Origin of the sequence: Geobacillus sp. BMUD (genome assembly GCF_013096845.1) — a bacterium.
Classification (GTDB): domain Bacteria; phylum Bacillota; class Bacilli; order Bacillales; family Anoxybacillaceae; genus Geobacillus; species Geobacillus vulcani.
On record NZ_SDLA01000001.1, the window covers coordinates 744,070 to 765,875 of the forward strand.

Below are 21,806 nucleotides of genomic sequence, written 5' to 3' on the forward strand. Positions count from 1 at the left end.
CTAAGAACAAAACGGATGCCTGAAATCAGGGCATCCGTTTTTTCGCTCAGCCGGCCGCGCTTCGTCCCGCTGTCGGTGGCTGCACCCGGCTTGCCGGCAAGGTGATCGTCAACGTCGTTCCTTTTTGGACGGCGCTTTCGATTTCCCACGTTCCGCCCATTTGCTCGATGATTTTGACAGCGACCATCGCGCCAAGCCCCGTTCCTTTTTCTTTTGTGCTGAAGTATGGTTCGCCGAAACGGCGCACTTGCTCTTTCGTCATGCCGATGCCGTTGTCAGAAATAGTGATGACGATCGACGTTTCTCGGTTTTGGACTGCGACGCGGAGCGTTCCGCCGTTTGGCATCGCCTCAATACTGTTTTTCAACAAATTGAGAAAACATTGTTGAAAATATTGCACATTTCCGATGACCACGCCATGCTCAAGAGAAGAAAACACATCGATGGAATGCATACGAGCCATCGGTGTAATCATTTGCAGCACTTTTTGAAGCTGGGCGGCGACATCGATCGGCTCCATCTCTTTTGGCGCCGGTTTGGCGAACGTCAAATAGTCGCGAATGATCGTTTCCGCCCGCTCAAGTTCTTCTAAAGCGATGCGGATGTACCGCTCCTCCGTTTCGCGCGGCAAACGCCCCGTTTGCAACAATTGGATGAACCCTTTGACAACGGTGAGCGGGTTGCGGATTTCATGCGAAATGCTCGCCGCCATTTGGCTGACAATTTCCATTTTTTCCATTTTTATTAGTTCTGCGCGGGCGCACTGCGCTTCAAGAAGCGTCTCCATCACATAGACGGCAAACATCGTGACAAACGGTGGCAACAGAATGAAATAGACAATATACGGTTTTGTCACGGGAAAATCGGCGATGAGAATGGCAACAAACGTCACCACCACCGCCAGCAAAAACGTCAGTCCGAGCGACATCATGAGCTTGCTTGTTCGGGGCAGCTTGCGAAACAGAGGAGAAACAGCTGCTGTGATGGCGAACATGATGGCGTAAACGATGAATGTCAGCGGTTGAAAGCCATACAAAATAGTGCGCGCTAGCATCAAGACGACAAACAGCACCGCCCCTAAGCCGCCTCCGCCATACAGCGTTCCAAGCAAAAACGGAATTTGCCGGAAATCATGGACGCAAATCGGATCGATGTAAATGGGAAACTTCATGCACAGCACAGCCGCCAGCGCCAAGCAGACGCCAAGCAGCGCCCGGCCATAGAACGGCCGGCGCTGAGCCGCACGGCTATGATCATAAAGAAACGAAAAAGCAAAGACGGTGACCAAAATATAAAACAAGTTATTGAGCACGTGCTGATTGATATAAAAACCTGCCATACAAAAAATCTCCTAAATGATAATGAACATCATCGTTTTCCATTATAACTCGGAAAAGGTTGAAAGAAAAATAGATTTGTGGCTTATAGATTCTATACGTCCAACAGCACGCATTGCCTATAAGGCCAACCAAAAATTCGGCGCAAAAGCAGCCTCGGCCATGCCGAGCAAACTTGCCGCCATGCCGAGGAGCGGCAGAAAGTACGGCGCCGGCGTCCGGGTCCGTCCATAAGCCGACGACCGGCTGCATGACAGATGACGTCAAAACGCGGTCCAACCGATTTGTGTATACGACAGCTTCATTGACGGCTGCAAAATCGGAAAGAGCGCCGGGATGACCGCTTGCATCGCCTCGTTCAAAAAGTGGCCGAGGCTGACGGCGAACAAAATGGGGGAGATGGTCATGCCGACGGCGCTCGTTCGCTCTGTACGGGTGTTCATCGTTCTCCCCCGTTCAAAATATATCGTAATATTCCTAATTATACTTTATTTTTTTGTCTTTTCAATCACCGGCCCGGTAATTCAACTTTTCTTTTCCGGATGCCCCGATCGCCAGCTTGACGCTCACGGACAGCGTGTTGTCGCCAAGGGGGATGAGGCCGTTGGATTGATGTTGCTTCCAAATATCCGGACGCTGGCGATACAGCTGCTCCGATAGATTCAATAGATCGATCTGCCGCTTCCTGCCCAGTTCATACAGGTGACGGATCTCTCGCTTCACCGTTTGCTCCGCCAGTTTGGTCAGCTGTTTTCGCGAGAGCGGCTTGCGCAGTTCGATGATGCTTCCTTGGGCCTCGACTTGGACAGTAAAAGCGGGTTCTCCGTCCTTTGTCTTGACCGACCATTTCGTTTTCGGGTCCCGGACGACAAGAGAAGCGACCGTTTTCCCTTTTTGTTTGACATAAATTGGGGTGCGGCGAATGTCGTGTTCGAGCCAGCGCAACCCCTCTAAGTCGGAACGGCGGCTGCATCCTTGCAGAGTGTAATCGTGAAGAAAACAGACACCGGAAACCGCCAACATCGGTTTCGGTTTTTTATTTTCGATCCAGCGCCGGCGGTCGACCGTTAAGGAAGGAATTCTTGCCGTGGCGGCTTTTTCATCCATATCGGCAATTAGTCGGCTGAGCCGGATGGGACGGATGAACGAACTTTGTTGAAAGATTTCTTCCGGGTTGGACAACAGCGAATAGTATGAGGAAGCGTTCAACAGCGGCGTCGCTTCAAACAGCTCGGAAAGCGGCTCATCGGTGGCGTACACCCACGACGTATGACGAATTTCGTTGTAACGGTTGAGCACGTCGATCACATCGGCCACGATGCCTTTTTGCAAGGCGCGTGTTGTAAAGACAAAGCTTTTGACATGGCCCCACGACACTCTTTGTTGAATGGAAGGGTAAATTTTGTCGGTTGCGATGTTAAACGTTTCGCCGGCCGCTTTACCGATGGAAACGGCGGCTTTTTCCTTGCCGCCCCCCGCTTCGACTTTGGCGAGGCCGCTGAATCCAACCAGCTGGACGTAGGCGATCACTTGGCCATCTTTATAATCCACCCCAATGGCATGAATATACACAATGTGGTCGATGTTGCGCGTATCCCAGCAGCCGCCAAGCAGCATAGCGGAAGCGATGACGGGAATGAGCCGCTTCCTCATTTTTGTTCCCTCTCTTTCGCAATGAGATCATTGGGGCGCACAATGCGGTCGCGCGTGCGGAACTGCTTCCATGTGCTTGGAATGAACACTTTCCCGATATCTTTTGATGGCGGCGCCAGCGGCGTCAAGTACGGAACGCCAAAGGTGCGCAAGTTGACCGCATAGGTCAAAATCAAAAATAGGGACAGAATGAAGCCGAACAGGCCGAGAATGGAAGAGGCCGTCAAGACAATAAACCGCAGCAGGGTGACGCTGCCGGCGATGTTTTGGTTGACGAGCGTGAACGTCGAGATGACAGCAATGGCGGCAATGACGAGCGTCGCTGGAGCGGCGAGCCCGGCATTGATTGCCGCTTGGCCGATAATCAAGCCGCCGACGACCGACAGCGTCTGCCCAATGGCGATCGGCAGCCGCATCCCGGCTTCCTTAAACACCTCAAACAAAATCATCATAATGAACATCTCAAGCGGCACGGGAAGCGGCACCCCTTGGCGCGACAAAATGAGCGTCGCCAGCAAGGTGAACGGCAGCTGATCCGGATGGAAGGAAGTCAGGGCGACCCAGGCGCCTGGCAAATAAATGGCGACTGATGTGCCGACAAGCCGGAGAAGGCGCTGAAACACGACAAACAAGAAAAACGTGTTGTTGTCTTCCGATGTGTTCAGCAAAAAGGTTAAATTGCCAGGGCCGATCAGGGCGGTCGGCGCCCCGTCGACTAGGATGATAAAACGGCCGTTGAGGAGCGAATTGACGGCAAAATCGGGCCGCCCGGTATAGCCGAACATCGGAAACAAGGAAAACCGGCTGTCCGACAGCCATTCCTCAATTTGATTGGTGCTGGTCACGGAGTCGATGTACAAACTGAGCAGGCGGCTTCTCACCTCGTCGATGATGGCCGTATTGGCAATGTCATCGACATAGAGCAGTCCCACTTTCGTCTGGCTGCGTGTGCCGATGATGAATCGTTCATAGACAAGCCGGTGCGAGCGCAGCCGTTTGCGAATGAGCGCGACGTTTTTGCTGATTTCTTCAATAAATCCATCTTTTGGCCCGCGGATCGACACTTCCGTGTTCGGCTCTTCCGGGTCACGGTTGGGCGGGCTGGCAAGCGGCATCGTGTACAAAACATCGGCTTCGCGAAAATAAATGAGCAAATCGCCGCTAAACAGCCTGAAGTTGAGATCATCGATCCGCACTTCTTTTCCCATATATTCAAGCGCCGCCGGTTTGCGCCTCTCGATGTCGGCGGCCGAAAAGCACGGATGCTGTTCGCACAGCTCGCGGAACATCGGATAAATGGCCTTTTGCAGCATTTGCGTATCGCACAATTCCTCACAATACATAAACAGCAAATGCACCACAGCTGAGCCGTCAAGCAATGGGGATGGAATCGCTGTTTCTGTCATGATGACGTCAGGGCATTTGGCGTACATCGTGCGCAACGCCTCTTCGGAGATGATGACGGTCTCGAGTCCTGTGTAATCGTCTTTCAGCCGCTTGCCTTCGGCGGCGCGCATCAGTCGTTTCATTATGTCACCCCTCTTTTCTGTTTACGGTATGCAAAGAAGGCGAACCCACTCAACAAAATGGACAGCACAAACCAAAACAAGAGTGATGCCGGCAGCACCCAATGTTTGACAAAATGCAAAAACTGTTCATCGCTGCCGGGTGCCAGTGCCGCCAATGTGATCGCCAAGTAGAGGACAATGAGCACCCAGCGGCGGGTGTGTGGATGACGGATCGGGAACAGCTCCACAATCAGTGCTGTCGATAAGGAGATGCGGATGAAAGCGCCGGACAACCATTGATAGACCGACAGAAAATCCACATGCTCAATATACGTCCCTAAACTGACCATCCGCCATTGCTCAAACGCCGGATAGCGAAGGCGCGTCGCTTGCTCGGGGCCGAATTCGGCAATGGCCCCAATCGTCGGCCCAATGCTCAGCCCGGCCGTGAAGAAGGCGATGGCGGCGAGCGCTTTCCATGAAAACGGACGGGGAAGCCGATGGGAAAGAAACAATAGAACGATCACTTCCGCATACCCCGCCCCTGCGTACATCATGCCGCGAAGCACGGGCGTCATGCCGTGTTCAAGCACGGGCTTGAGCAGTGAATAGTCTTTATGGGGAGTAGTCGACAGCATGACGAAAAAGCCGAAGACGATGACGAACGGCCAAATAATCATCGCTGTGTTGGCAATCGAGTCGAGGCCCCGATACGCGTTATAAAAACAAACGATCACGATGACCAAAATCAGCGCCCATCTCGGCGTCGCTGTCAAATAAGAAGTCGTCGTGAACGTGATGGTATCATTTAATGTGACGAAGCTGTGAAGAAGCAAAAAAGCGCTGCTGCCGCCGGCCGCCGCATAAGCGGCCGCGCTTGAAAACCGGGCTTTGAGCCAGTCAAACAGCCGCTCGCCGTTCAGTTGTCGGATGGTGAAATAAAGCAGCGGCAGCCAGACAAGCAAGCCCCCCAATGCGCCCAAGGCGGCGAGCCATGCATCGCGATGGGCAGCCTCAAGCATAAAGGGGATGATGATCACGTGATTCATCAGCCCGACTGACAGCATGACCATACATAACAGTTGCAGGGCGCTAAGCGGCTGTTCGTTCATCATCGATCCCTTTCTTTCCATGCACTCTCTAGAAGATCGGTGAGAGCGGTGCGTTTTCAGCCCATCGAGTAGGAAGGACGAAAGACAGCAGATCACCGAACTTCTAGAACCATAGTGTTTCCAGCTGCGGAGAATTTATCCGTGCGAACGCAAAACAAACAGCGAAACTTCTCAGACGGCAGAGGGCACAATACAGGGAAGAAAGGGCGAACATCAACGGCATGCAAGGGGGGCGCAGCATGAAGTGGCTTCATCTGACCATCGAATTGGTTACCGGCTTTATTCTATTGTTCGCCGTCGTTAAAATCGCCGGCAAAAAGCTGATCAGCCAAATGAGCCCGTTTACGTTTATCTCGGCCATTGTCCTTGGCGAGCTGCTCGGCAATGCGCTGTATGACGACCATATTCACCTTTGGTACATCATCTATTCGATTACCCTTTGGGGAGCGATGCTGCTTCTGGTCGAGTATGCGAGCCAAAAATGGTTGTCGTTCCGCTTATGGAGCGAGGGGAAGCCGACGGCGCTTATTCGAAACGGCGTCATCGATTATGAGGCTTTGAAAAAAAGCCGCTTGACGCTCAATCAGCTGCAAAGCTTGCTCCGCAAACATGAGACCTTTTCGATCCGCGAAGTGGCGTTTTGTTTTTTAGAAGCCGATGGGGAGATCAGTGTGCTCAAAAAAGCCCATTATCAAAAAACGACGCGTGAAGATTTCCGTCTGCCGCCCCACCCGGTGTATGTCCCGGTGACGCTGATCCGGGATGGCCAGCTGTTGGCAGATGAATTAGCAGAGCTTGGAAAAACGGAGCAATGGCTGACCGCTGAACTACAAAGACAAGGAATTGCCTCGCCGAAAGACGTATTGATCGCCGAGTGGCTCGAAGGGGATGGATTGTTTGTTCAGACGTATCAGCCCAGCGAGCTGCAACGGTCAACACGGCGGCCGACGGCGCTGGAATGAGAGGAAGAAAGAATCCGGGGATGGATTCTTTCTTTATTTTGGAAAACACTCTTGCCTTTCTTCTGTTTTATGTGTACTATTAGTTATAGTACGGTTGTGACAATGAGAGGAGGAGGGGAGATGTTTGAGCTTGATATCCGCAGTCGCCAGCCGATTTATGAACAATTGATTGACAAAATGAAAGAAATGATCGTTCGCGAACTATGGCAGCCGCATGACCAGCTGCCGTCGGTTCGGACGATGGCGAAACAGCTGATGGTCAACCCGAACACCATTCAAAAAGCGTATCGCGAATTGGAGCGCGATGGCTGGATTTATTCGATTCCAGGGAAAGGAAGCTTCGTCGCCCCGCGCTCGAAAGAACCAAACATCGAGGCGATCGCTGCCGTTCGCGAACAGTTGATCCGTTTGATCAAGGAAGCGCGGTTTTTAGGGGTAACAAATGAGCAGTTATGGCAATGGATTCGAGAAGGGGAGAAAGAGGGGGAGAATCGTGATTCAACTTGTGGACGTGACGAAAACGTTTGACCGGTTGGCCGCCGTCAAGGGAGCGAACGTGATGGTGCCCAAGGGAGCGATTTATGGCTTGCTCGGACCGAACGGCGCCGGGAAAACGACGCTGCTAAAGATGATGGCTGGCATTCTCCGCCAAGATCGCGGAACGATTGCAGTGGACGGGGAAGAGGTGTGGGAAAATGTCCGGGTGAAGCAACGCCTTTTGTTTTTGCCCGACTTTGTCTACTTTTTTCCCCACGCGACGATTCGGCAAATGGCAGAGTTTTATGAGTGCGTGTATCCGTCGTTCAGCCGCGAGCGGTTTAGAGAATTGCAATCCGCTTTTTCGCTAGATCTTGATCAAAAAATCCAGCAGTTTTCCAAAGGCATGCAGCGCCAAGCGGCGTTTTGGCTCGCCTTTTCCGTCCAGCCGGATGTGCTCATTATGGATGAGCCGCTTGATGGGCTTGATGTATTTGTCCGCCGGCATGTGAAGCAGCTGCTCATTGAAGAGGTGGCCGAACGGGAAATGACGGTTGTCATTTCGTCACACAATTTGCGTGAGCTCGAAGATTTATGCGATATCGTCGGGTTGATGGCGCAAGGGACCGTACGGATGGAGCGCGATGTAAACGAGCTGCGCGCCGGGATGCATAAAATTCAAGTCGCATTTCGCGGCGGGTTTCCGAGCGAGTTAACGGAACGCCTTGACATCGTGCATCGCGAAGAGCGCGGCAGCATCGCCCTGCTTGTCGCCCGCGGCGAGAAACGGTTCATCGAAGAGACGGTGCGTGCGTTTGCTCCGCTCATTCTTGACGTCTTGCCTCTGTCGTTGGAAGAAATTTTTGTGTATGAAATGGGGGATGTTGTTGATGTCCGCGAAACGGTTATCGGCTAGCCAGGCCATGTGGACGCAAAATGTTCGCCAAATCGGCTGGATTACCATCGTTCATTTGCTGTTATGGCTGGCGGCGATCGTATTGCCGATAGGGCTTTCGTATTCGCAATATGATCCAAAAGTCGGAAATGTGCCGCCATGGAAAGACGTTTACGATATATCCAACGGGTTCGAGACGCTGATTGCTTGGCTTGTCCCGATCTTGGCGGCGGCCGGTGTGCTTCGCTACATGCACGAGAAACGGTCGGCTGATTTCATCCATAGCTTGCCCATTCGCCGCACCGAGCTGCTTGTGGGGCAAGGGCTATTTGGCTGGATGCTTTTGATTGTGCCGCTTGCAGTAACAGCGTTGGCTGCCATTGGGTGTCTGTATGGGCTCGATCTTCCGTGGCCGATTGGGGCGGCAGATGTATGGCGATGGTTCGGCGAGACGCTGGTGGTGGAAACGGTTATTTTTGCTCTTGGCTTTGTGGTTGGGATGCTCGTCGGCCAATCGGTCATTCATGTCGTCTTGACGAACATTGCCCTCTTTTTCCCGGCCGGCATCATGGTCCTTATGTTTAGCAACTTGTCGCTATTATTGTACGGATTCCCCGATATGTACTATTTATCGAGCGAACTGAATCAGTGGGTGATCCCGATTCGTTATGCGATGCTGACGGATCAAGCGATGGGTGCGGGAGAAGCCGGGCTGTTGCTGCTGTTGTCGCTTCTGTTTTTCGGTTTGTCCATTTGGTTGTACGAGCGGCGGCCGACGGAAGCGGCCGGGCAGGCGCTCGCCTTTCCAGCGCTCCGCCCGCTGTTTGTGTACGGAGTGGCATTTTGTTTTTGGCTGGTTGGCGGTTTCTATTTCGGAAACGTGGAAAGCAAGTGGAACTGGACGGTATTCGGCTATATTAGCTTTTCCTTGATCGGGTATGCGATTGCCCAGATGGTCATTGCGAAAACGTGGCGCATCTTTCACCGTTGGAAAGGGTATATCGCGTTTGCGGGAGCGATGGGGGCCATCTGCCTGCTTGTTCATTGGGATCCTCTCGGTTACGAACAGCGTGTGCCAGCGCTTGCAGACATCAAACAAGTATATTTTGGCCAATCGACTATGAATTTTGAACATCCTGGAATGATAGGACGCTCCTTTGAAGAGGTTGACCAGTTTTTGCGCAGTCAAGAAAATATTCAGGCTGTAAGAGCGTTCCATGAGCAGCTCATCCACGATCAGCCGTCGCCGTCCCGCTTTGACAACGCACGGCCGGTTGTGATCGGTTATGTGCTAAAAGACGGCACGCGCCTCCTCCGCCGCTACGTTGTGCCGGTTGAACCGTACATGTCGCATTTTCAGCGCATCATGGGTTCAAAAGAATATAAGCAGCAATATTATTTGTTGCTTCGTCCAAGCGGCTATTTGCCGATCCGCCAAGTGACGATTCGAAATGTGGAAACCGGGCGGGCAGAAATTGTGCTTGCCGAGCCGAAGGAGATCGACTCGTTTCTTAACGCTTTGAAACAAGACTTGTGGAAAAAACCGGCTGAAAGTTTCTTCGGTGGACGCGGGTGGAACGGGGAGATCGAGCTTTTGCAAAGCGATGGCGACACGTTCAGCCTTTCGCTTGATGAGTACAATCCCCATGTGCGGCGATGGCTTGAAGAGCGGCATTTATGGGAGAAAATCCAAAAATAACGAAAAAAAAACGGGGCTGGTCCAAAAGCGCGAGTGCGTTTGGGGAGCAGCCTCCCTTTTTTACGCCTGTTCGTCAAGACGTTTTGTTTTTTCGTTTCCACATCCAAACGTTCAATAGATCGAGCAGCAACAAAAAAATGAACAAGGATAAAATAAAGAGTTCCGGTGCTTCCATTACCCGAAAGGGATTCAGCGCGATATGCAACGATTGATGCAAGGTCATCCCCATCAACCGATCCATGCTTACCGTCGTTCCTATGGCGAGCAAGGCAAACATCAGCCAAACAACAATTAGTTTCATGGCGCTCCACCTGCTGTTTTTCTTTAGTTTTTGCTATTGATTCAAAACCGATGCACAGTCAGTATGTCCACCCGGTTTCGTGTCAATAATGAGGGATAATGAATAAGGAAGCGGAATGAGGAGGAAAAACATGTTGTTTCAATGGGGAATGGGCCGCCAAAAAAAGCAGATCAACGCCGGGATGAAACAAGAAGGACCGGATCGTAGCGGTGAGGCGGCGGATGTCCCGCAAGAGCCGATGTCAGCCGAATTGGCCGTCAACCTTGACATCATCCGCCAAGCGACGGGACAAAGCAGCGATGTCGTCATCCGTCGGTTTTCGCTTGGCCAAGAGAGGCACATCAAAGCCGCCATCGTCTTTGTGGATGGCCTTGTTGACGAAAAACATGTATACGAGTTTTTGCTGACGCCGCTGCTGGAGGCGTCATTTCCACTGTCATTAACAGAAAAAGAATGGTTTCCGTGGATCGAACAAAAGTTGACCGCGGTGGGTGGGGTGAAGCATGTCGGCGATTGGGAACACCTGTTTTTGGAGCTGTTTTCCGGAGAAACCGTCATCTTGTTGGACGGGGTGCCGTCCGCTGTCAGCGCCACCACCAAAGGCGGCCAATATCGCGCGATCGAGGAGCCGCAAACGCAAATCGCGGTCCGCGGGCCGCGCGAAGGGTTTACGGAGTCGCTGCGCACAAATACCGCGATGATTCGCCGTCGCATTCGAAATCCCAATCTTTGGCTGGAAACGATGCCAATTGGCACCATGACGCAAACCGATGTGGCGATCATGTACATCAAAGGCATTGCCAATGACGAGGTGATCGAAGAAGTGAGAGCGCGCCTGCGCCGCATTGATACGGACAGCGTGCTTGAGTCCGGTTATATTGAACAATTAATCGAAGATCAAACGTTTACGACGTTTCCAACGATCTATCATACTGAGCGTCCTGACGTGGTGGCGGCGAATCTGCTGGAGGGGCGGATTGCGATTTTGATTCAGGGGACGCCGTTTGTCCTGATCGTACCGGCTTTGTTCATCCAGTTTTTCCAAGCGGTGGAGGATTATTATGCCCGTTTTGATATCGCCACTGCTCTTCGCTTTTTGCGCGTATTGATTTTTTTTCTCTCGCTCGTTGCACCGGCCATTTATATCGCGGCGACGACGTTTCACCAAGAAATGATTCCCACACAGCTTGTCATCGCGATTGCTGCCCAGCGAGAGGCCGTGCCGTTTCCTGGTTTTGTCGAGGCGTTGATGATGGAAGTGACATTTGAGATTTTGCGTGAAGCGGGGATTCGACTACCGCGTGCAGTCGGACAGGCGGTGTCGATTGTTGGCGCCTTGGTCATCGGGCAGGCGGCGGTTGAAGCTGGATTTGTATCGTCGGCGATGGTGATCGTCGTTTCGATCACGGCGATCGCTAGCTTTGCAACGCCGTCGTTTGCCATCGCCATTTCAGCGCGCCTCATCCGCTTCGGGTTGATGTTTTTAGCGGCGATGTTCGGGTTTTACGGCATCATGATGGGGTTGTTGGTTATGATTCTCCATTTATGCAGCTTACGCTCGTTTGGGGTGCCATACATGTCGCCGCTCGCTCCGTTCACCCCATCCAATATGGGCGATACCTTGTTTCGAATCCCGACATGGATGTACCGCGAGCGGCCGCGCCTGATTAACCAGAAAAATATCATTCGCCAATCGGGGGATCAGAAACCGCAGCCTCCGGCGCCAACACGCCAAGAAAAGGGGGACGGATCATGAAACGGTCTATCGCCATATTGATGTCCTTTGTTGTCTGTGCGGTGTTGCTGGCTGGCTGTTGGAGTAAAAAGGAGCTTCCTGACTTAGCGTTTGTCATTGCCGTTGGTCTTGATAAAACAGAAGACGGCAGATATTTGGCCTCGTTTCAAGTCGTCAACCCGGGCAACGTCGCCGGCGCCACCCAGCGTGGCGGCGGGGCGGCCGGCGTGCCCGTTTCCATGTATACGTCCACCGGAGACACGTTGGTCGAGGCAAGCCGAAAAGCCTCAAAGAAGTTGTCGCGCATTCTGTATTACGGCCATACGAACTTGGTGGTCATCGGCGAAGAAGTAGCGCGTGAGGGGCTGAATGGGGTATTCGATGCGATGGAACGGAACAACCAGTTTCGGACGACCTCACGGCTGGTTGTTGCCCGTGGCCATTCGGCGAAAGACGTGCTAGCCGTGTTGACACCGATTGATAAAATTTCCGCCAACCAAATTATTAAGACGTTGGAGTTTTCTGAGACGTCCTGGGGTCAGACAATCAACAACGATGTCTGGTGGGCGATTCGCAGCTTGTCTGGAGCCGGAAGAAATCTGGTGATGACCGGTATTACCATTGAAGGGGATCCCCAGCGCGGCAAACAGCAAACGAACGTCCAGTCATCGATCCCGAACGTCCGAATTAGTTTGGATGGATTGGCGTTATTTAAAAAAGACCGCCTTGTTCGCTGGGTGAGCGGGTCGACATCAAGAGGCGTGCTTTGGGTGCTGGATCGAATGAAACAAACGAATATCACGATCCCCTGGAATGAAAAAAAAGAAGCGATTGGCTATCGAACTGTGCGGGTGAAAACGGAGGTCAAGCCCCAATGGAAAAAGGGACGGCCATCGATTTTGGTTCACATTCAAACGGAAGGGGATATCAGTGAGACGTACGTCCCGATCAATTTGGCTGATTACCGATTATTGTTTCAATTGGAAAAGGCGATTAGCCGGGATATTGAACGGGAAGTGAAGCGGGCCATTGAAACAGCCCAGCATGAACAAACGGATGTTTTTGGTTTTGGCGAGGCGGTGCATCGCACCAATCCCCGCTTGTGGAAAAGAATCAAAAAAGAATGGGATGACCGCTATTTCCCCCATCTTCGGGTGACAGTGAAAGTGGATGCTTACATTCGACGCACGGGATTGCGAAATACGCCATACATCAAATAAGCATTTTCAACCCAAAAAACGTTGGATACGGTAGAGTGAGGGGCGATGGAGCGAGATGGAACATAGTAAAATCAATATGCGCCAGCTGTTTGTCCTGATCGTGCTGTTTGAGCATGGGAGTGCGATCGTCATTCCGCTCGGCGTCAGTGCCAAGCAAGATGTGTGGATCGCCATTTTGCTCGGCCTAGCACTTGGGCTGTTGCTGCTTTTGGTTTACGAGCGTTTGTTTCATTATTACCCCGATCAGCCGCTAACTTCCTATATGATGCAGATCGTCGGCAAGCCGTTCGGCAAGTTGTTGGCGGTTCTCTATATTACCTATTTTTTCTATATCGCCGCCCGTGTGTTGCGTGACTTTGGCGAATTGTTGCTCACATTTGCTTATCCGGAAACGCCGCTGTTTGTTTTGAATGCCCTTATGGCGATGACGGTCATGTACAGCGCTTATAAAGGCATCGAAGTATTGGCGCGCACCGGCGAACTGCTTTATGCGCTATTGCAAATACTAGCTGTTGTCGGATTTACCTTAGTTATCGCTTCTGGAATTGTTGATATAACCCAGCTCCAACCGGTGTTAGAGGAAGGATGGAAACGGGTGTGGAAAACGGTGTTCACGGAAACGTTGTACGTGCCGTTTGGTGAAATGATCGTGTTTACCATGCTGTTTCCATACTTGAATCGTCCGGAAAAAGCGCGGCGGGCCGCCGTTGCCGGGATGGTGTTGACCGGGATCAACTTGGCGATCATTATGGCTGTTAATACGGCTGTCTTGGGAGCTGATGCGGTGTCACGTTCATCGTTTCCACTGCTCGATACAATCCGCCGCATTCAAGTCGCTCACTTTTTAGAGCGGCTTGATGTCTTTTTTATGGTCGCTTTAGTGATCGGGGGGTTTTTTAAAGTCTCCATCTTTTTTTATGCCGGCGTCGTGGGGGTGGCTCATGTATTCGGGTTTTCGAACCACCAGCGGCTGGTTTATCCGTTTGGGGCGCTTGTCTTATTGTGGTCGGTGGCGATGGCAAGCAACTATGTGGAACATATTCATGAAGGATTAAAGATTGTCACGTTCTATCTGCACATCCCGCTGCAAATCATCATTCCGGTGCTGTTGCTGGCGGTCGCTGCGATTCGCCAGAGGTTTGGACAATCGGCAAAATAAGAAAAATGGCCTAGAAGATTTATGCTGCAGCAAGCAGGAAAAACCGTCAAAAAACAAGAATACAACAATCATCTTGTTCCTATAGGGAACAATGGAACGAAAAATGGTGCTGAACATGCAACCCGAAGGCGGGGTGGAAACAGCCCGGCGCCGATGCGCGTTTTGGTTTCGGGAGGCCGGTGTCAGCTGAGGGTTATCGATTTGATTACAAAGAAAAAGGGTTGAACGATGGTGAAGGCGAATGTACAGGCGATCGATCAGGTAGACGCAGAGCAGTTGGGCAGCGGCATGGTGATTACCGACCATCAACTTTTGATTGTTGCGGTCAGCGAGCCGACGCCAAGATGGCTCGGATTTGCCAAACACGAATTAGTCGGGCGGCCGGTCGGCGTTCTGTTTTCAGCCGAGTGGTCGGCTGCGTTGTTGGATGGCATCGCCGAGGCGGTAAAAAGGGACGGATGTTGGCAAGGAGAAGCGCGCCATGTAGCGAAAAGCGGGAAAACATGTACGAGTTGGATGAACGTCTATCGGCTATCAGGCAGCGAAGGAGAATGGCTCGTTTGGCATTTTGTTGAACAAACCGTTATGCCTTCGGCTAATCGATCGACGCCGTCTGAGTTGCTCGAAGTCATTTGCGATTCCGCCCCGTTTGCGGTTGTTCCGGTGGCGGCGGATGGAATCGTGCAAGATTGGGGGCTTAGTGCAGAGCGGCTGTTTGGACGCCGAAAAGAAGAGGCGGTCGGCCGCCCGATATGGTCGCTCTTTCGTTGCGGCAGCCAAACATGGCTTCCGTTTCCTCCCAAAGAGCAGCGATGCGGCGAAGGGATGGTTCAGCGTCCGGACGGCACGTCCGCCAATGTCGCCTATACGGTCATTCCCGTGCTTCAGGGGGACGGATATATCGTCCTTATCGAAGACGAGACGAAGCAAAAGCAAAAAGAGGCGGAGCGGCGGCGCCAAGTCGAGCTGGCCAAAAAAATTCAGCAAAATTTGCTGACGCCGCTCATTCAAAACGAGGCGGTGACGATGGATGCCGTCTATATTCCATCCGATGATTTGTCGGGCGATATTTATGCGTGCTATCAAATCGATTTATACCGCTACGGGGTGATCGTCATCGATGTGATGGGCCACGGCATTTCGTCGGCCTTGGTGAGCATGCTGCTCCGCTCGCTTTTGCGCGGGTTGATCGTGCGCGTCATCGACCCGGTCTCGGTGGCGAGCGAGCTGGAAAAACATGTGCAAACGTTGTTTCCAGATGAGACCAACGATATCCGTCACCTGTTTTCCATGATTTATTTAGTGATTGACACGAAAGAGCGAAAAATTGAATATACGAACGCCGGCCATCCGGCTGGGCTGCTCGTTTTTGACGATGGAAGCGTCCACGAGTTGGACAAAGGCGGTTTGGCGATCGGCAGCCCGTTTTCCTTGCCGTTTGAAAAAGGGGTCATTCATTACGACAAGCGAGCCCGCCTACTTTTGTATACGGACGGTATTTTAGAGGAGATTGACCCGTCAATTTTGCAAAGCATTGAAAAAATTCGCTCATGCACGCAAATGTACCGCCATTTGCCGGATAAATGCTTCCTCGAGCGTTTAATCAGCCAAGGTCCGCCGCTCGTCAGCCCTTCCGACGACATTTGCTTATTGTCCATCACGGTTCATGGATAGGCGGGGCGATTTGTGGTGTGTGAATGGATCGTGCGCTGCCGGGCGGACGAGGAAGCGGTTTTGGTTTGCCATCTCCTTGCGGAGCAGGTTGCTTCGTTGTTTGCTGTCCGTGATGCGGAATTGTTTGTGTTGGCGGTGCATGAAGCGGTCGTCAATGCTGTCAAAGCTGTTCAACGGGCGGGGATGGAGGCGGGGACGATTTCGCTCTCCTTTTTCGTCACGAGCGCTGATGTGGCCGTGGCGGTTGAGGACGAGGGCGGCGGCGTTCCGGTGGAAGTGATCCAACAGCTCGATCAAATGACGCTCTCTGATGTATTGCTCGCCGAATCGGGGCGGGGGCTCTTGCTCATCCGTGAAATTATGGATGACGTTACGTGGATCGAGCGGAAGGGAGGCCGTCGGATGCTGGTCATGAAAATGAGCCGAAACGCAACATAACTGGCTTTGGTGCAAGGACGCATCCATATGATCGAAACGAATGCGGGTGGTGGCGGGGGCAGGGCATGGCTGGTCAACGATAGGGGGATACAATGAAACAGCATCGTTTGTCGTTTGAATTGGAAACGGTTGTGGAACGCGCATACGAATGCATCAAGCTAACCGGACGGCTTGCCTATGATACGCAGCTTGCGGCGGAACAAAAGCTGACGACGGCGATGGCCGCCGTCAAGCGCCGCCTTGTCGTCGTCGACGTGAGCGGCCTCCAATTTTTGGATAGCACGGGCCTTTCGCTCCTTGTCCGCTTTTTTAAGCAAATCGTCAGCGCCGGCCGCGCCATGGCCATCGTCGTCCGGGATAACGCCGCTGTAGAAAAGGTTTTGTTGATAGCCAAGCTCGACCGGCTGCTGCCGGTCTTGGCCGACGAACAACAGCTGTTGTCCCTTGCCCCGTCAAGCTCTTTCGACCATATGAGCCAAGAGGCGTTGTATTCCGCCTGGCGCCAGTGCGAATGGTAGATGGCATGGTGCGCTGCCATCATGACAACAGATCGTTGTTTTCACATCGCCGTCAATAGCCCCCGAGCGACGGATGTTCGCCCGGGGGCTATGTCCGTCTTGGCCGGGAGCATCGCCAGTCGATGCATAACCATTGTCAAATCAATCTTTCGGGTTTAGAATGAAATCAAATAAGCAATGACGGGCGGCTCGGCGCCGCAGTGGCAACGGAGAGGAGAGTGTCGCAAACATGCGGCGGGTTCTTGTTTACTTGCGGCCATACCGGAAATGGATGGTGTTGGCCTGGCTGTTTATGTTGACTGAGCTCGTCATTGAGCTTTGGCAACCGTTGTTGATGGGGAAAATCATCGATGATGGCGTCATGAAGCAGGACGAGGCCGCCATTTTTACATGGGGCGCCGTCATGCTCGGCGTATCGTTGTTGGCGTTTGCCTCGGGCATCGCCAACTCATTTGCCGCCGCTTATGTCGGGCAGGAGTATGGATTTAGGCTGCGGACGGCGCTGTTTGCCAGCATTCAATCGTTTTCGCTTGCACGCATTGAACAGCTGTCGCCGGCTTCGCTCGTTACCCGGATGACGAACGATGTGACGCAAGTGCAAAACATGTTGTTTATGAGTTTGCGCATCGCCTTGCGCGCGCCGCTTCTCGTTGTCTTCGGCGTCGTGATGGCGTTTGTCATTCATGCTCGTCTGGCGTTGGTTTTAGCGGTCGCTGTTCCGCTTTCCGCCGCCTTTTTATTATGGGTGGTGCAAAAGGCCGCTGCCTCGTTTTCCGCCGTCCAGCGGGCGCTCGATCGAGTGAATGGGGTGATGCGTGAAAACTTGGCCGGCATGCGCCTCATTAAAGCGTGGATGAGAAAAGAATATGAAGAGGAGCGGTTTACCGAGGCGAATGATGCGCTCATGGATCGGACGATGAGCGTGCTTCGCCTCGTTGAAACGATCACCCCAGTATTGCTGTTGGTGATGAACACTGCCATCATCGCGCTGTTGTTTTTCGGCCGTCTTCATGTCGAGGCGGGAACGGCGAGCGCCGGGCAGGTCGTAGCAGTCATCAATTACGCCACACGGGCGACGGCGGCGCTGTCGATGTTTACGTTTATTACGATGGCGTTCTCACGGGCGCGCGCTTCCGCCGGGCGCCTAGCTGAATTGCTTGAAGCAGCGGGGGAGCGAAAGGAAAGCGAGCGAGCCGACGGACCGAGCATCCGGCGCGGGGAAATTCGCTTTGAGCATGTTTCATTCCGCTATCCGGACAGCAGGCACGATGCACTCTCTGACATTTCGTTTGTCATTCGTCCGCAAGAAACGGTGGCGATTTTAGGAGCGACCGGCTCGGGCAAATCGACGCTTCTTCAGCTCATCCCGCGATTGTATGAGCCAAGCGCCGGGCGGGTGTTGATCGATGGCATCGATGTGCGCGAGTTTGCCGCGGAGCAGTTGCGCGCCTATGTTCGTTTTGTTCCGCAGGAAGTGTTGTTATTTTCCGGCACGGTTGCCGACAACCTCCGCTTCGGCAAGATGACCGCGACGATGGAAGAGATCGTGTGGGCGGCTCGTGATGCGCAAATTCATGAAACGATCGCTCGGTTTCCGGATGGGTACGGGGCGAAAATCGGTCAAAAAGGCGTCAACTTGTCCGGCGGGCAAAAGCAGCGCTTGTCCATCGCCCGCGCGCTTGTGGGAGAGCCGCGCATTTTGCTTTTGGACGACAGCACAAGCGCGCTCGATGCGGAGACGGAAGCGAAACTGCTTTCGGCTTTGCGGCAATACGCGTGCACGACGGTGATGGTGACACAAAAGGTGAGCGCGGCGATGGCGGCCGACACGATTTTCCTTTTGGAAGACGGCCGCTTGGTGGCGCAAGGAAGCCATGAACAATTGTTGGCGGAAAGCGAGTTATATCGTCGCATTGTCGCGACGCAGGAAGGAAAGAAGGGACCGATCGATGTCACTACGGCATAGTCCTCACGGAGCGCGTTTTGGAGCAAGTCCGCAGCGGGCAAAAAACAGCGTCGGCACTTTGCGGCGGCTTTGGGTGTTCATCGTTCCGCAAAAGCGAAAGCTGTTTGCAGCCATGGCCATGGTGATGGCCAGCTCGGCGCTGGCGCTCGCCGGCCCGTACGTCATCGGCCGGGCGGTCGATGGGTACATTGTGGAGCGGAAGACGGAAGGGTTTATGGCGACGCTCGTTTTGCTTCTTGTCATTTATATCGCCCTTGGCGCGGCAACGTTTTTGCAAAACTATTGGATGATCGATGTCGGCCAGCGGACGGTGCGTGGGATTCGCGAGCGGCTGTTTCGCCATTTTCACGAGCTGCCGATTTCGTTTTTTGACCGTCGCCAACAAGGCGAGCTGATGAGCCGGATTACCAATGACATCGACAACATGAGCCAGACGTTTAACAGCACCGTCGTACAAGTCATCTCGAGCACGCTCACGCTGATTGGCGCGATGGCGGTGATGCTTTCGCAAAGCGTCTTGTTGACGATCGTCGCCCTTGTTGTCGTGCCGCTCATGTATGCCGGCATGCGCTGGATCACCAATCGGACGCGGGTGCGTTTTCGCGAGCAGCAACAGGCGCTCGGCGAGATGAATGGCTTTATCGAGGAAGTCATTTCCGGACAAAAAGTCGTCAAACTGTTTTCGCAAGAAAAGCGCATGGAGGCGGAATTGGCGAGCAAAAATGCCGAGCTGAAACGCGCCGGGTTTTGGGCGCAGACGTATTCCGGCTTTATTCCGAAGCTGATGAACTTTTTGAACAACTTCAGCTTCGCCCTCATCGCCGGCGTCGGCGGATGGATGGCAGCCAAAGGGGCGATTTCGGTCGGCACGATCGTCGTATTTGTGGAGTATGCCCGCCAGTTTACCCGCCCGCTCAACGATTTGGCCAACCAATGGAACACGTTGCTGTCGGCGTTGGCCGGCGCCGAGCGGGTGCTGGAAATTTTAGATTTGCCGAAAGAAGAGGAAGATGAACAGGAAGCGGCGGACGTCGACAAGCTGGATGGGCGCATCGAGTTTCGCCACGTCGTCTTTTCCTATGACAAACAGCGTCCGGCGCTCGATGGCGTCACGTTTTCTGTCGCCCCGGGGGAGACGGTGGCGCTTGTCGGTCCGACCGGAGCGGGCAAAACGACCGTGTTGCAGCTGTTGACCCGCTTTTACGACCCGGATCGTGGGGAGATTTGGATCGACGGCCGCGACAGCCGGACGATCAAGCGGGCGAGCTTGCGCCGCCATATGGCGTTTGTGCTTCAAGATCCGTTTTTGTTCGCTGGAACGGTTCGCGACAACATTCGCTACGGCCGGCTTGGGGCGACCGATGAAGAAGTTGAGGAAGCGGCGCGCCGAGCGAACGCCCACTCTTTTATTATGAAGCTGCCGAACGGATACGACACTGTTTTGGCTCCAGGAGGCGGCGGGATCAGTCAAGGGCAGCGGCAGCTGTTGGCCATCGCTCGGGCGATGATCGCCGACCCGGCCATTTTGATTTTGGACGAAGCGACGAGCAACGTTGATACGGTGACCGAAGTGCGCATTCAAGAAGCGCTCGCGCGGCTCATGAACGGCCGAACGTGCTTGGTCATCGCCCATCGGTTGAACACGATTCAACATGCGGACCGCATCCTTGTGCTCAACGAAGGGAAGGTGATCGAACAAGGGACGCATGAAGAGCTGCTGGCCGCAAGAGGATTTTATTTCCAATTGTATCAGCGCTATTGGCTGCGCAGTGTGCATGAGGCCCGATGAGGAATGCGCCTGCGCGGCGACGCCGCTCTCCCGCTGAACTGAAAACGAGCGCCCCGATCGTTGAACCAAGCCATGTGTCGCGAGGGTCGACGATCAGGGCGCCTTTCTATTGTTGCGTGAAACGCCCGCTTGTGTCGGGTGCGTCTTGCCAGCATAGGCTTAAGGACGCGTTCGCTCGGAGAGGCGCTTTTGAAACACTTCGCGCCAGCTTGCGGATAAGGCTGGATGGCTGGCGATTTGCTTTATGGCGGCCGCATTGTCCCGCTCATGATAGTAAATGTGATTGATATAGGCGATCGACAACGCCTCCGCGCCCCGTTCGACGAGAACGAGCGGCGCGCCTGGAGCGACGACGCCCTCTTTGAGAACGCGAAAGTAAAACCCGCTTTTTCCTGTCTGGCAGACAGCTTTCGGCAAATCGGGCAGCTGATGTTTGAATGCCAATTTGGAGCAAGGTTGGCGCGGCTGCGACACTTGCACGAGCGCCGTGCCAGCGGCATAAATGTCGCCAAGACACACATCGTCTTCCGTCAAACCGAGAAGCGTCCAGTTTTCTCCAAACGACCCCGCCGTAAACGGACGGCCGTATCGCTCTTCCCAATAGACGAAATGCTCGGACGGATAGGCGCAAATCGCTTTATCTTCGCCGCCGTGATGGACGAGGTCGGCTTGTCCATCTCCAGCCAAGTTTTGTTTGCCGACCGCAACGGAATGGGCGACCGGCGTTTTGTCAATGCCGGTTGTGATCCGCTGGCCGGCGATGTGGATCGTTTTCGGCTTTCCAACATTAATGGAAAGAATTCGCATCGTGTTCACCCCCAGACGGCCTCGGCGATGAGCCGGAAACTCGCGAGTTTATCCTCGAAGTCGTATGTAATCGTCACGAGCATGATTTCTTCGGTTTCATACGCTTCACTCAGCTGGTGCAGCTCGTCTTTGACGCGCGCCGGACTGCCGACGATCATTCGCTTCCGATTGTCTGCGATCCGTTTGCGTTCATACGGGCTGTATGGGTAGGCGGCTGCTTTTTCCGGACTTGGCGTACCGTTGACAGCCATCCCTTGTTCGATCATGAGGAGCGTCAAGTCAAGGCTTCCCGCGATCCATTCCGCTTTTTCATCCGTTTCGGCGCAAATCGCAAATACAGCCACGAGTGTACGCGGCTCGTTCAAATGCGGTGATGGGGTAAACCGGTCGCGATACAGCCGCATGTACTCTTGGCCGCCTTCGCCGTTAGTGAACTACCCCCACTTAATTTTCTAGCGAAAATTTGAAGTGGAGGCTTCCAAAGAAGTTTGACTGCTTCAAGCAATCCTTATTCTTTGAGGCGTGTCCACTTCGCCGCTAGAGCATAAGACACTCA

General features: G+C 53.4%; 18 protein-coding genes and 2 pseudogenes. 12 read left to right on the plus strand and 8 right to left on the minus strand.

The features are described from left to right. Window positions 1–46 precede the first annotated feature (46 nt). From ETC05_RS03650 to ETC05_RS03670, 5 genes and pseudogenes are all read right to left on the minus strand, one after another. Window positions 47–1,339, minus strand: coding sequence for a sensor histidine kinase (locus tag ETC05_RS03650; protein WP_171660383.1), 1,293 nt, complete (start codon window positions 1,337–1,339; stop codon window positions 47–49). 120 nt (window positions 1,340–1,459) lie between these two features. Beyond that, window positions 1,460–1,780 (minus strand): annotated as a pseudogene (locus tag ETC05_RS03655) (MFS transporter); the annotation flags it as partial. A gap of 61 nt (window positions 1,781–1,841) precedes the next feature. Next, window positions 1,842–2,990 carry a Ger(x)C family spore germination protein gene (locus tag ETC05_RS03660; RefSeq protein ID WP_031409713.1) on the minus strand — a complete coding sequence of 383 codons (1,149 nt, stop codon included), beginning with the start codon at window positions 2,988–2,990 and terminating at the stop codon, window positions 1,842–1,844. Continuing rightward, window positions 2,987–4,519 carry a spore germination protein gene (locus ETC05_RS03665; protein ID WP_031409711.1) on the minus strand — a complete coding sequence of 511 codons (1,533 nt, stop codon included), beginning with the start codon at window positions 4,517–4,519 and terminating at the stop codon, window positions 2,987–2,989. Before ETC05_RS03665 ends, ETC05_RS03660 begins: the two co-directional genes overlap by 4 nt. Then, window positions 4,519–5,610, minus strand: a complete 1,092-nt coding sequence (locus tag ETC05_RS03670; protein WP_171660415.1) for a GerAB/ArcD/ProY family transporter — start codon at window positions 5,608–5,610, stop codon at window positions 4,519–4,521. The genes ETC05_RS03665 and ETC05_RS03670 overlap by 1 nt, the downstream gene beginning before the upstream one ends. A gap of 239 nt (window positions 5,611–5,849) precedes the next feature. Here ETC05_RS03670 and ETC05_RS03675 point away from each other — a divergent pair, with 239 nt between their 5' ends. From ETC05_RS03675 to ETC05_RS03690, 4 genes are all read left to right on the plus strand, one after another. Then, window positions 5,850–6,572, plus strand: a complete 723-nt coding sequence (locus ETC05_RS03675) for a DUF421 domain-containing protein (RefSeq protein WP_171660384.1) — start codon at window positions 5,850–5,852, stop codon at window positions 6,570–6,572. Between the two features lie 120 nt (window positions 6,573–6,692). Continuing rightward, window positions 6,693–7,100, plus strand: a complete 408-nt coding sequence (locus ETC05_RS03680) for a GntR family transcriptional regulator (protein ID WP_031409705.1) — start codon at window positions 6,693–6,695, stop codon at window positions 7,098–7,100. Beyond that, window positions 7,066–7,965 carry an ABC transporter ATP-binding protein gene (locus ETC05_RS03685; protein ID WP_031409703.1) on the plus strand — a complete coding sequence of 300 codons (900 nt, stop codon included), beginning with the start codon at window positions 7,066–7,068 and terminating at the stop codon, window positions 7,963–7,965. Before ETC05_RS03680 ends, ETC05_RS03685 begins: the two co-directional genes overlap by 35 nt. Continuing rightward, entirely contained in the window at window positions 7,940–9,643 is a 1,704-nt protein-coding gene (locus ETC05_RS03690) for an ABC transporter permease (RefSeq protein WP_171660385.1), read from the plus strand. Before ETC05_RS03685 ends, ETC05_RS03690 begins: the two co-directional genes overlap by 26 nt. A gap of 73 nt (window positions 9,644–9,716) precedes the next feature. Here ETC05_RS03690 and ETC05_RS03695 read toward each other — a convergent pair whose 3' ends face one another. Further along, complete coding sequence (locus ETC05_RS03695; RefSeq protein WP_031409698.1) at window positions 9,717–9,944, minus strand: YczF family membrane protein; 228 nt, start codon at window positions 9,942–9,944, stop codon at window positions 9,717–9,719. Window positions 9,945–10,074: 130 nt separating this feature from the next. On the opposite strand from ETC05_RS03695, the gene ETC05_RS03700 reads away from it, so the two are divergent. The 8 genes from ETC05_RS03700 (at window position 10,075) to ETC05_RS03735 (ending at window position 20,443) form a co-directional block, all read left to right on the plus strand. Continuing rightward, entirely contained in the window at window positions 10,075–11,700 is a 1,626-nt protein-coding gene (locus ETC05_RS03700; RefSeq protein WP_031409696.1) for a spore germination protein, read from the plus strand. Then, complete coding sequence (locus tag ETC05_RS03705) at window positions 11,697–12,899, plus strand: Ger(x)C family spore germination protein (RefSeq protein ID WP_171660386.1); 1,203 nt, start codon at window positions 11,697–11,699, stop codon at window positions 12,897–12,899. The genes ETC05_RS03700 and ETC05_RS03705 overlap by 4 nt, the downstream gene beginning before the upstream one ends. Before the next feature lie 55 nt (window positions 12,900–12,954). After that, window positions 12,955–14,058: a GerAB/ArcD/ProY family transporter gene (locus tag ETC05_RS03710; protein WP_171660387.1), complete on the plus strand. Its 1,104-nt coding sequence runs from the start codon at window positions 12,955–12,957 to the stop codon at window positions 14,056–14,058. A gap of 228 nt (window positions 14,059–14,286) precedes the next feature. Then, window positions 14,287–15,732 (plus strand): SpoIIE family protein phosphatase, encoded by a 1,446-nt coding sequence (locus ETC05_RS03715; RefSeq protein WP_171660388.1) that lies wholly within the window; start codon window positions 14,287–14,289, stop codon window positions 15,730–15,732. A 12-nt stretch (window positions 15,733–15,744) separates the two neighbouring features. After that, on the plus strand, window positions 15,745–16,170 hold the full coding sequence (locus tag ETC05_RS03720; RefSeq protein WP_171660389.1) for an ATP-binding protein: 426 nt from the start codon (window positions 15,745–15,747) through the stop codon (window positions 16,168–16,170). A 92-nt stretch (window positions 16,171–16,262) separates the two neighbouring features. Then, entirely contained in the window at window positions 16,263–16,688 is a 426-nt protein-coding gene (locus tag ETC05_RS03725; RefSeq protein WP_171660390.1) for an STAS domain-containing protein, read from the plus strand. Window positions 16,689–16,917: 229 nt separating this feature from the next. Next, window positions 16,918–18,654 carry an ABC transporter ATP-binding protein gene (locus ETC05_RS03730; protein ID WP_171660391.1) on the plus strand — a complete coding sequence of 579 codons (1,737 nt, stop codon included), beginning with the start codon at window positions 16,918–16,920 and terminating at the stop codon, window positions 18,652–18,654. Further along, window positions 18,638–20,443: an ABC transporter ATP-binding protein gene (locus ETC05_RS03735; protein WP_171660392.1), complete on the plus strand. Its 1,806-nt coding sequence runs from the start codon at window positions 18,638–18,640 to the stop codon at window positions 20,441–20,443. The genes ETC05_RS03730 and ETC05_RS03735 overlap by 17 nt, the downstream gene beginning before the upstream one ends. A 159-nt stretch (window positions 20,444–20,602) precedes the next feature. On the opposite strand, the gene ETC05_RS03740 is transcribed toward ETC05_RS03735, so the two are convergent. Together ETC05_RS03740 and ETC05_RS03745 are read right to left on the minus strand one after the other, a co-directional pair. Next, window positions 20,603–21,250 (minus strand): MOSC domain-containing protein, encoded by a 648-nt coding sequence (locus tag ETC05_RS03740; protein WP_171660393.1) that lies wholly within the window; start codon window positions 21,248–21,250, stop codon window positions 20,603–20,605. A gap of 5 nt (window positions 21,251–21,255) precedes the next feature. Next, window positions 21,256–21,684, minus strand: a pseudogene (locus ETC05_RS03745) (LLM class oxidoreductase); the annotation flags it as partial. Between the last annotated feature and the right edge of the window lie 122 nt (window positions 21,685–21,806).

Bases quoted from the DNA above. Each gene is read 5' to 3' on its own strand.
- ETC05_RS03660 (WP_031409713.1), bottom strand. From the start codon at position 2,990: ATGAGGAAGCGGCTCATTCCCGTCATCGCTTCCGCTATGCTGCTTGGC.
- ETC05_RS03725 (WP_171660390.1), top strand. From the start codon at position 16,263: ATGAAACAGCATCGTTTGTCGTTTGAATTGGAAACGGTTGTGGAACGC.
- ETC05_RS03705 (WP_171660386.1), top strand. From the start codon at position 11,697: ATGAAACGGTCTATCGCCATATTGATGTCCTTTGTTGTCTGTGCGGTG.
- ETC05_RS03715 (WP_171660388.1), top strand. From the start codon at position 14,287: ATGGTGAAGGCGAATGTACAGGCGATCGATCAGGTAGACGCAGAGCAG.
- ETC05_RS03680 (WP_031409705.1), top strand. From the start codon at position 6,693: ATGTTTGAGCTTGATATCCGCAGTCGCCAGCCGATTTATGAACAATTG.
- ETC05_RS03650 (WP_171660383.1), bottom strand. From the start codon at position 1,339: ATGGCAGGTTTTTATATCAATCAGCACGTGCTCAATAACTTGTTTTAT.
- ETC05_RS03740 (WP_171660393.1), bottom strand. From the start codon at position 21,250: ATGCGAATTCTTTCCATTAATGTTGGAAAGCCGAAAACGATCCACATC.
- ETC05_RS03665 (WP_031409711.1), bottom strand. From the start codon at position 4,519: ATGAAACGACTGATGCGCGCCGCCGAAGGCAAGCGGCTGAAAGACGAT.
- ETC05_RS03670 (WP_171660415.1), bottom strand. From the start codon at position 5,610: ATGAACGAACAGCCGCTTAGCGCCCTGCAACTGTTATGTATGGTCATG.
- ETC05_RS03700 (WP_031409696.1), top strand. From the start codon at position 10,075: ATGTTGTTTCAATGGGGAATGGGCCGCCAAAAAAAGCAGATCAACGCC.
- ETC05_RS03735 (WP_171660392.1), top strand. From the start codon at position 18,638: ATGTCACTACGGCATAGTCCTCACGGAGCGCGTTTTGGAGCAAGTCCG.
- ETC05_RS03710 (WP_171660387.1), top strand. From the start codon at position 12,955: ATGGAACATAGTAAAATCAATATGCGCCAGCTGTTTGTCCTGATCGTG.
- ETC05_RS03675 (WP_171660384.1), top strand. From the start codon at position 5,850: ATGAAGTGGCTTCATCTGACCATCGAATTGGTTACCGGCTTTATTCTA.
- ETC05_RS03690 (WP_171660385.1), top strand. From the start codon at position 7,940: ATGTCCGCGAAACGGTTATCGGCTAGCCAGGCCATGTGGACGCAAAAT.
- ETC05_RS03695 (WP_031409698.1), bottom strand. From the start codon at position 9,944: ATGAAACTAATTGTTGTTTGGCTGATGTTTGCCTTGCTCGCCATAGGA.
- ETC05_RS03730 (WP_171660391.1), top strand. From the start codon at position 16,918: ATGCGGCGGGTTCTTGTTTACTTGCGGCCATACCGGAAATGGATGGTG.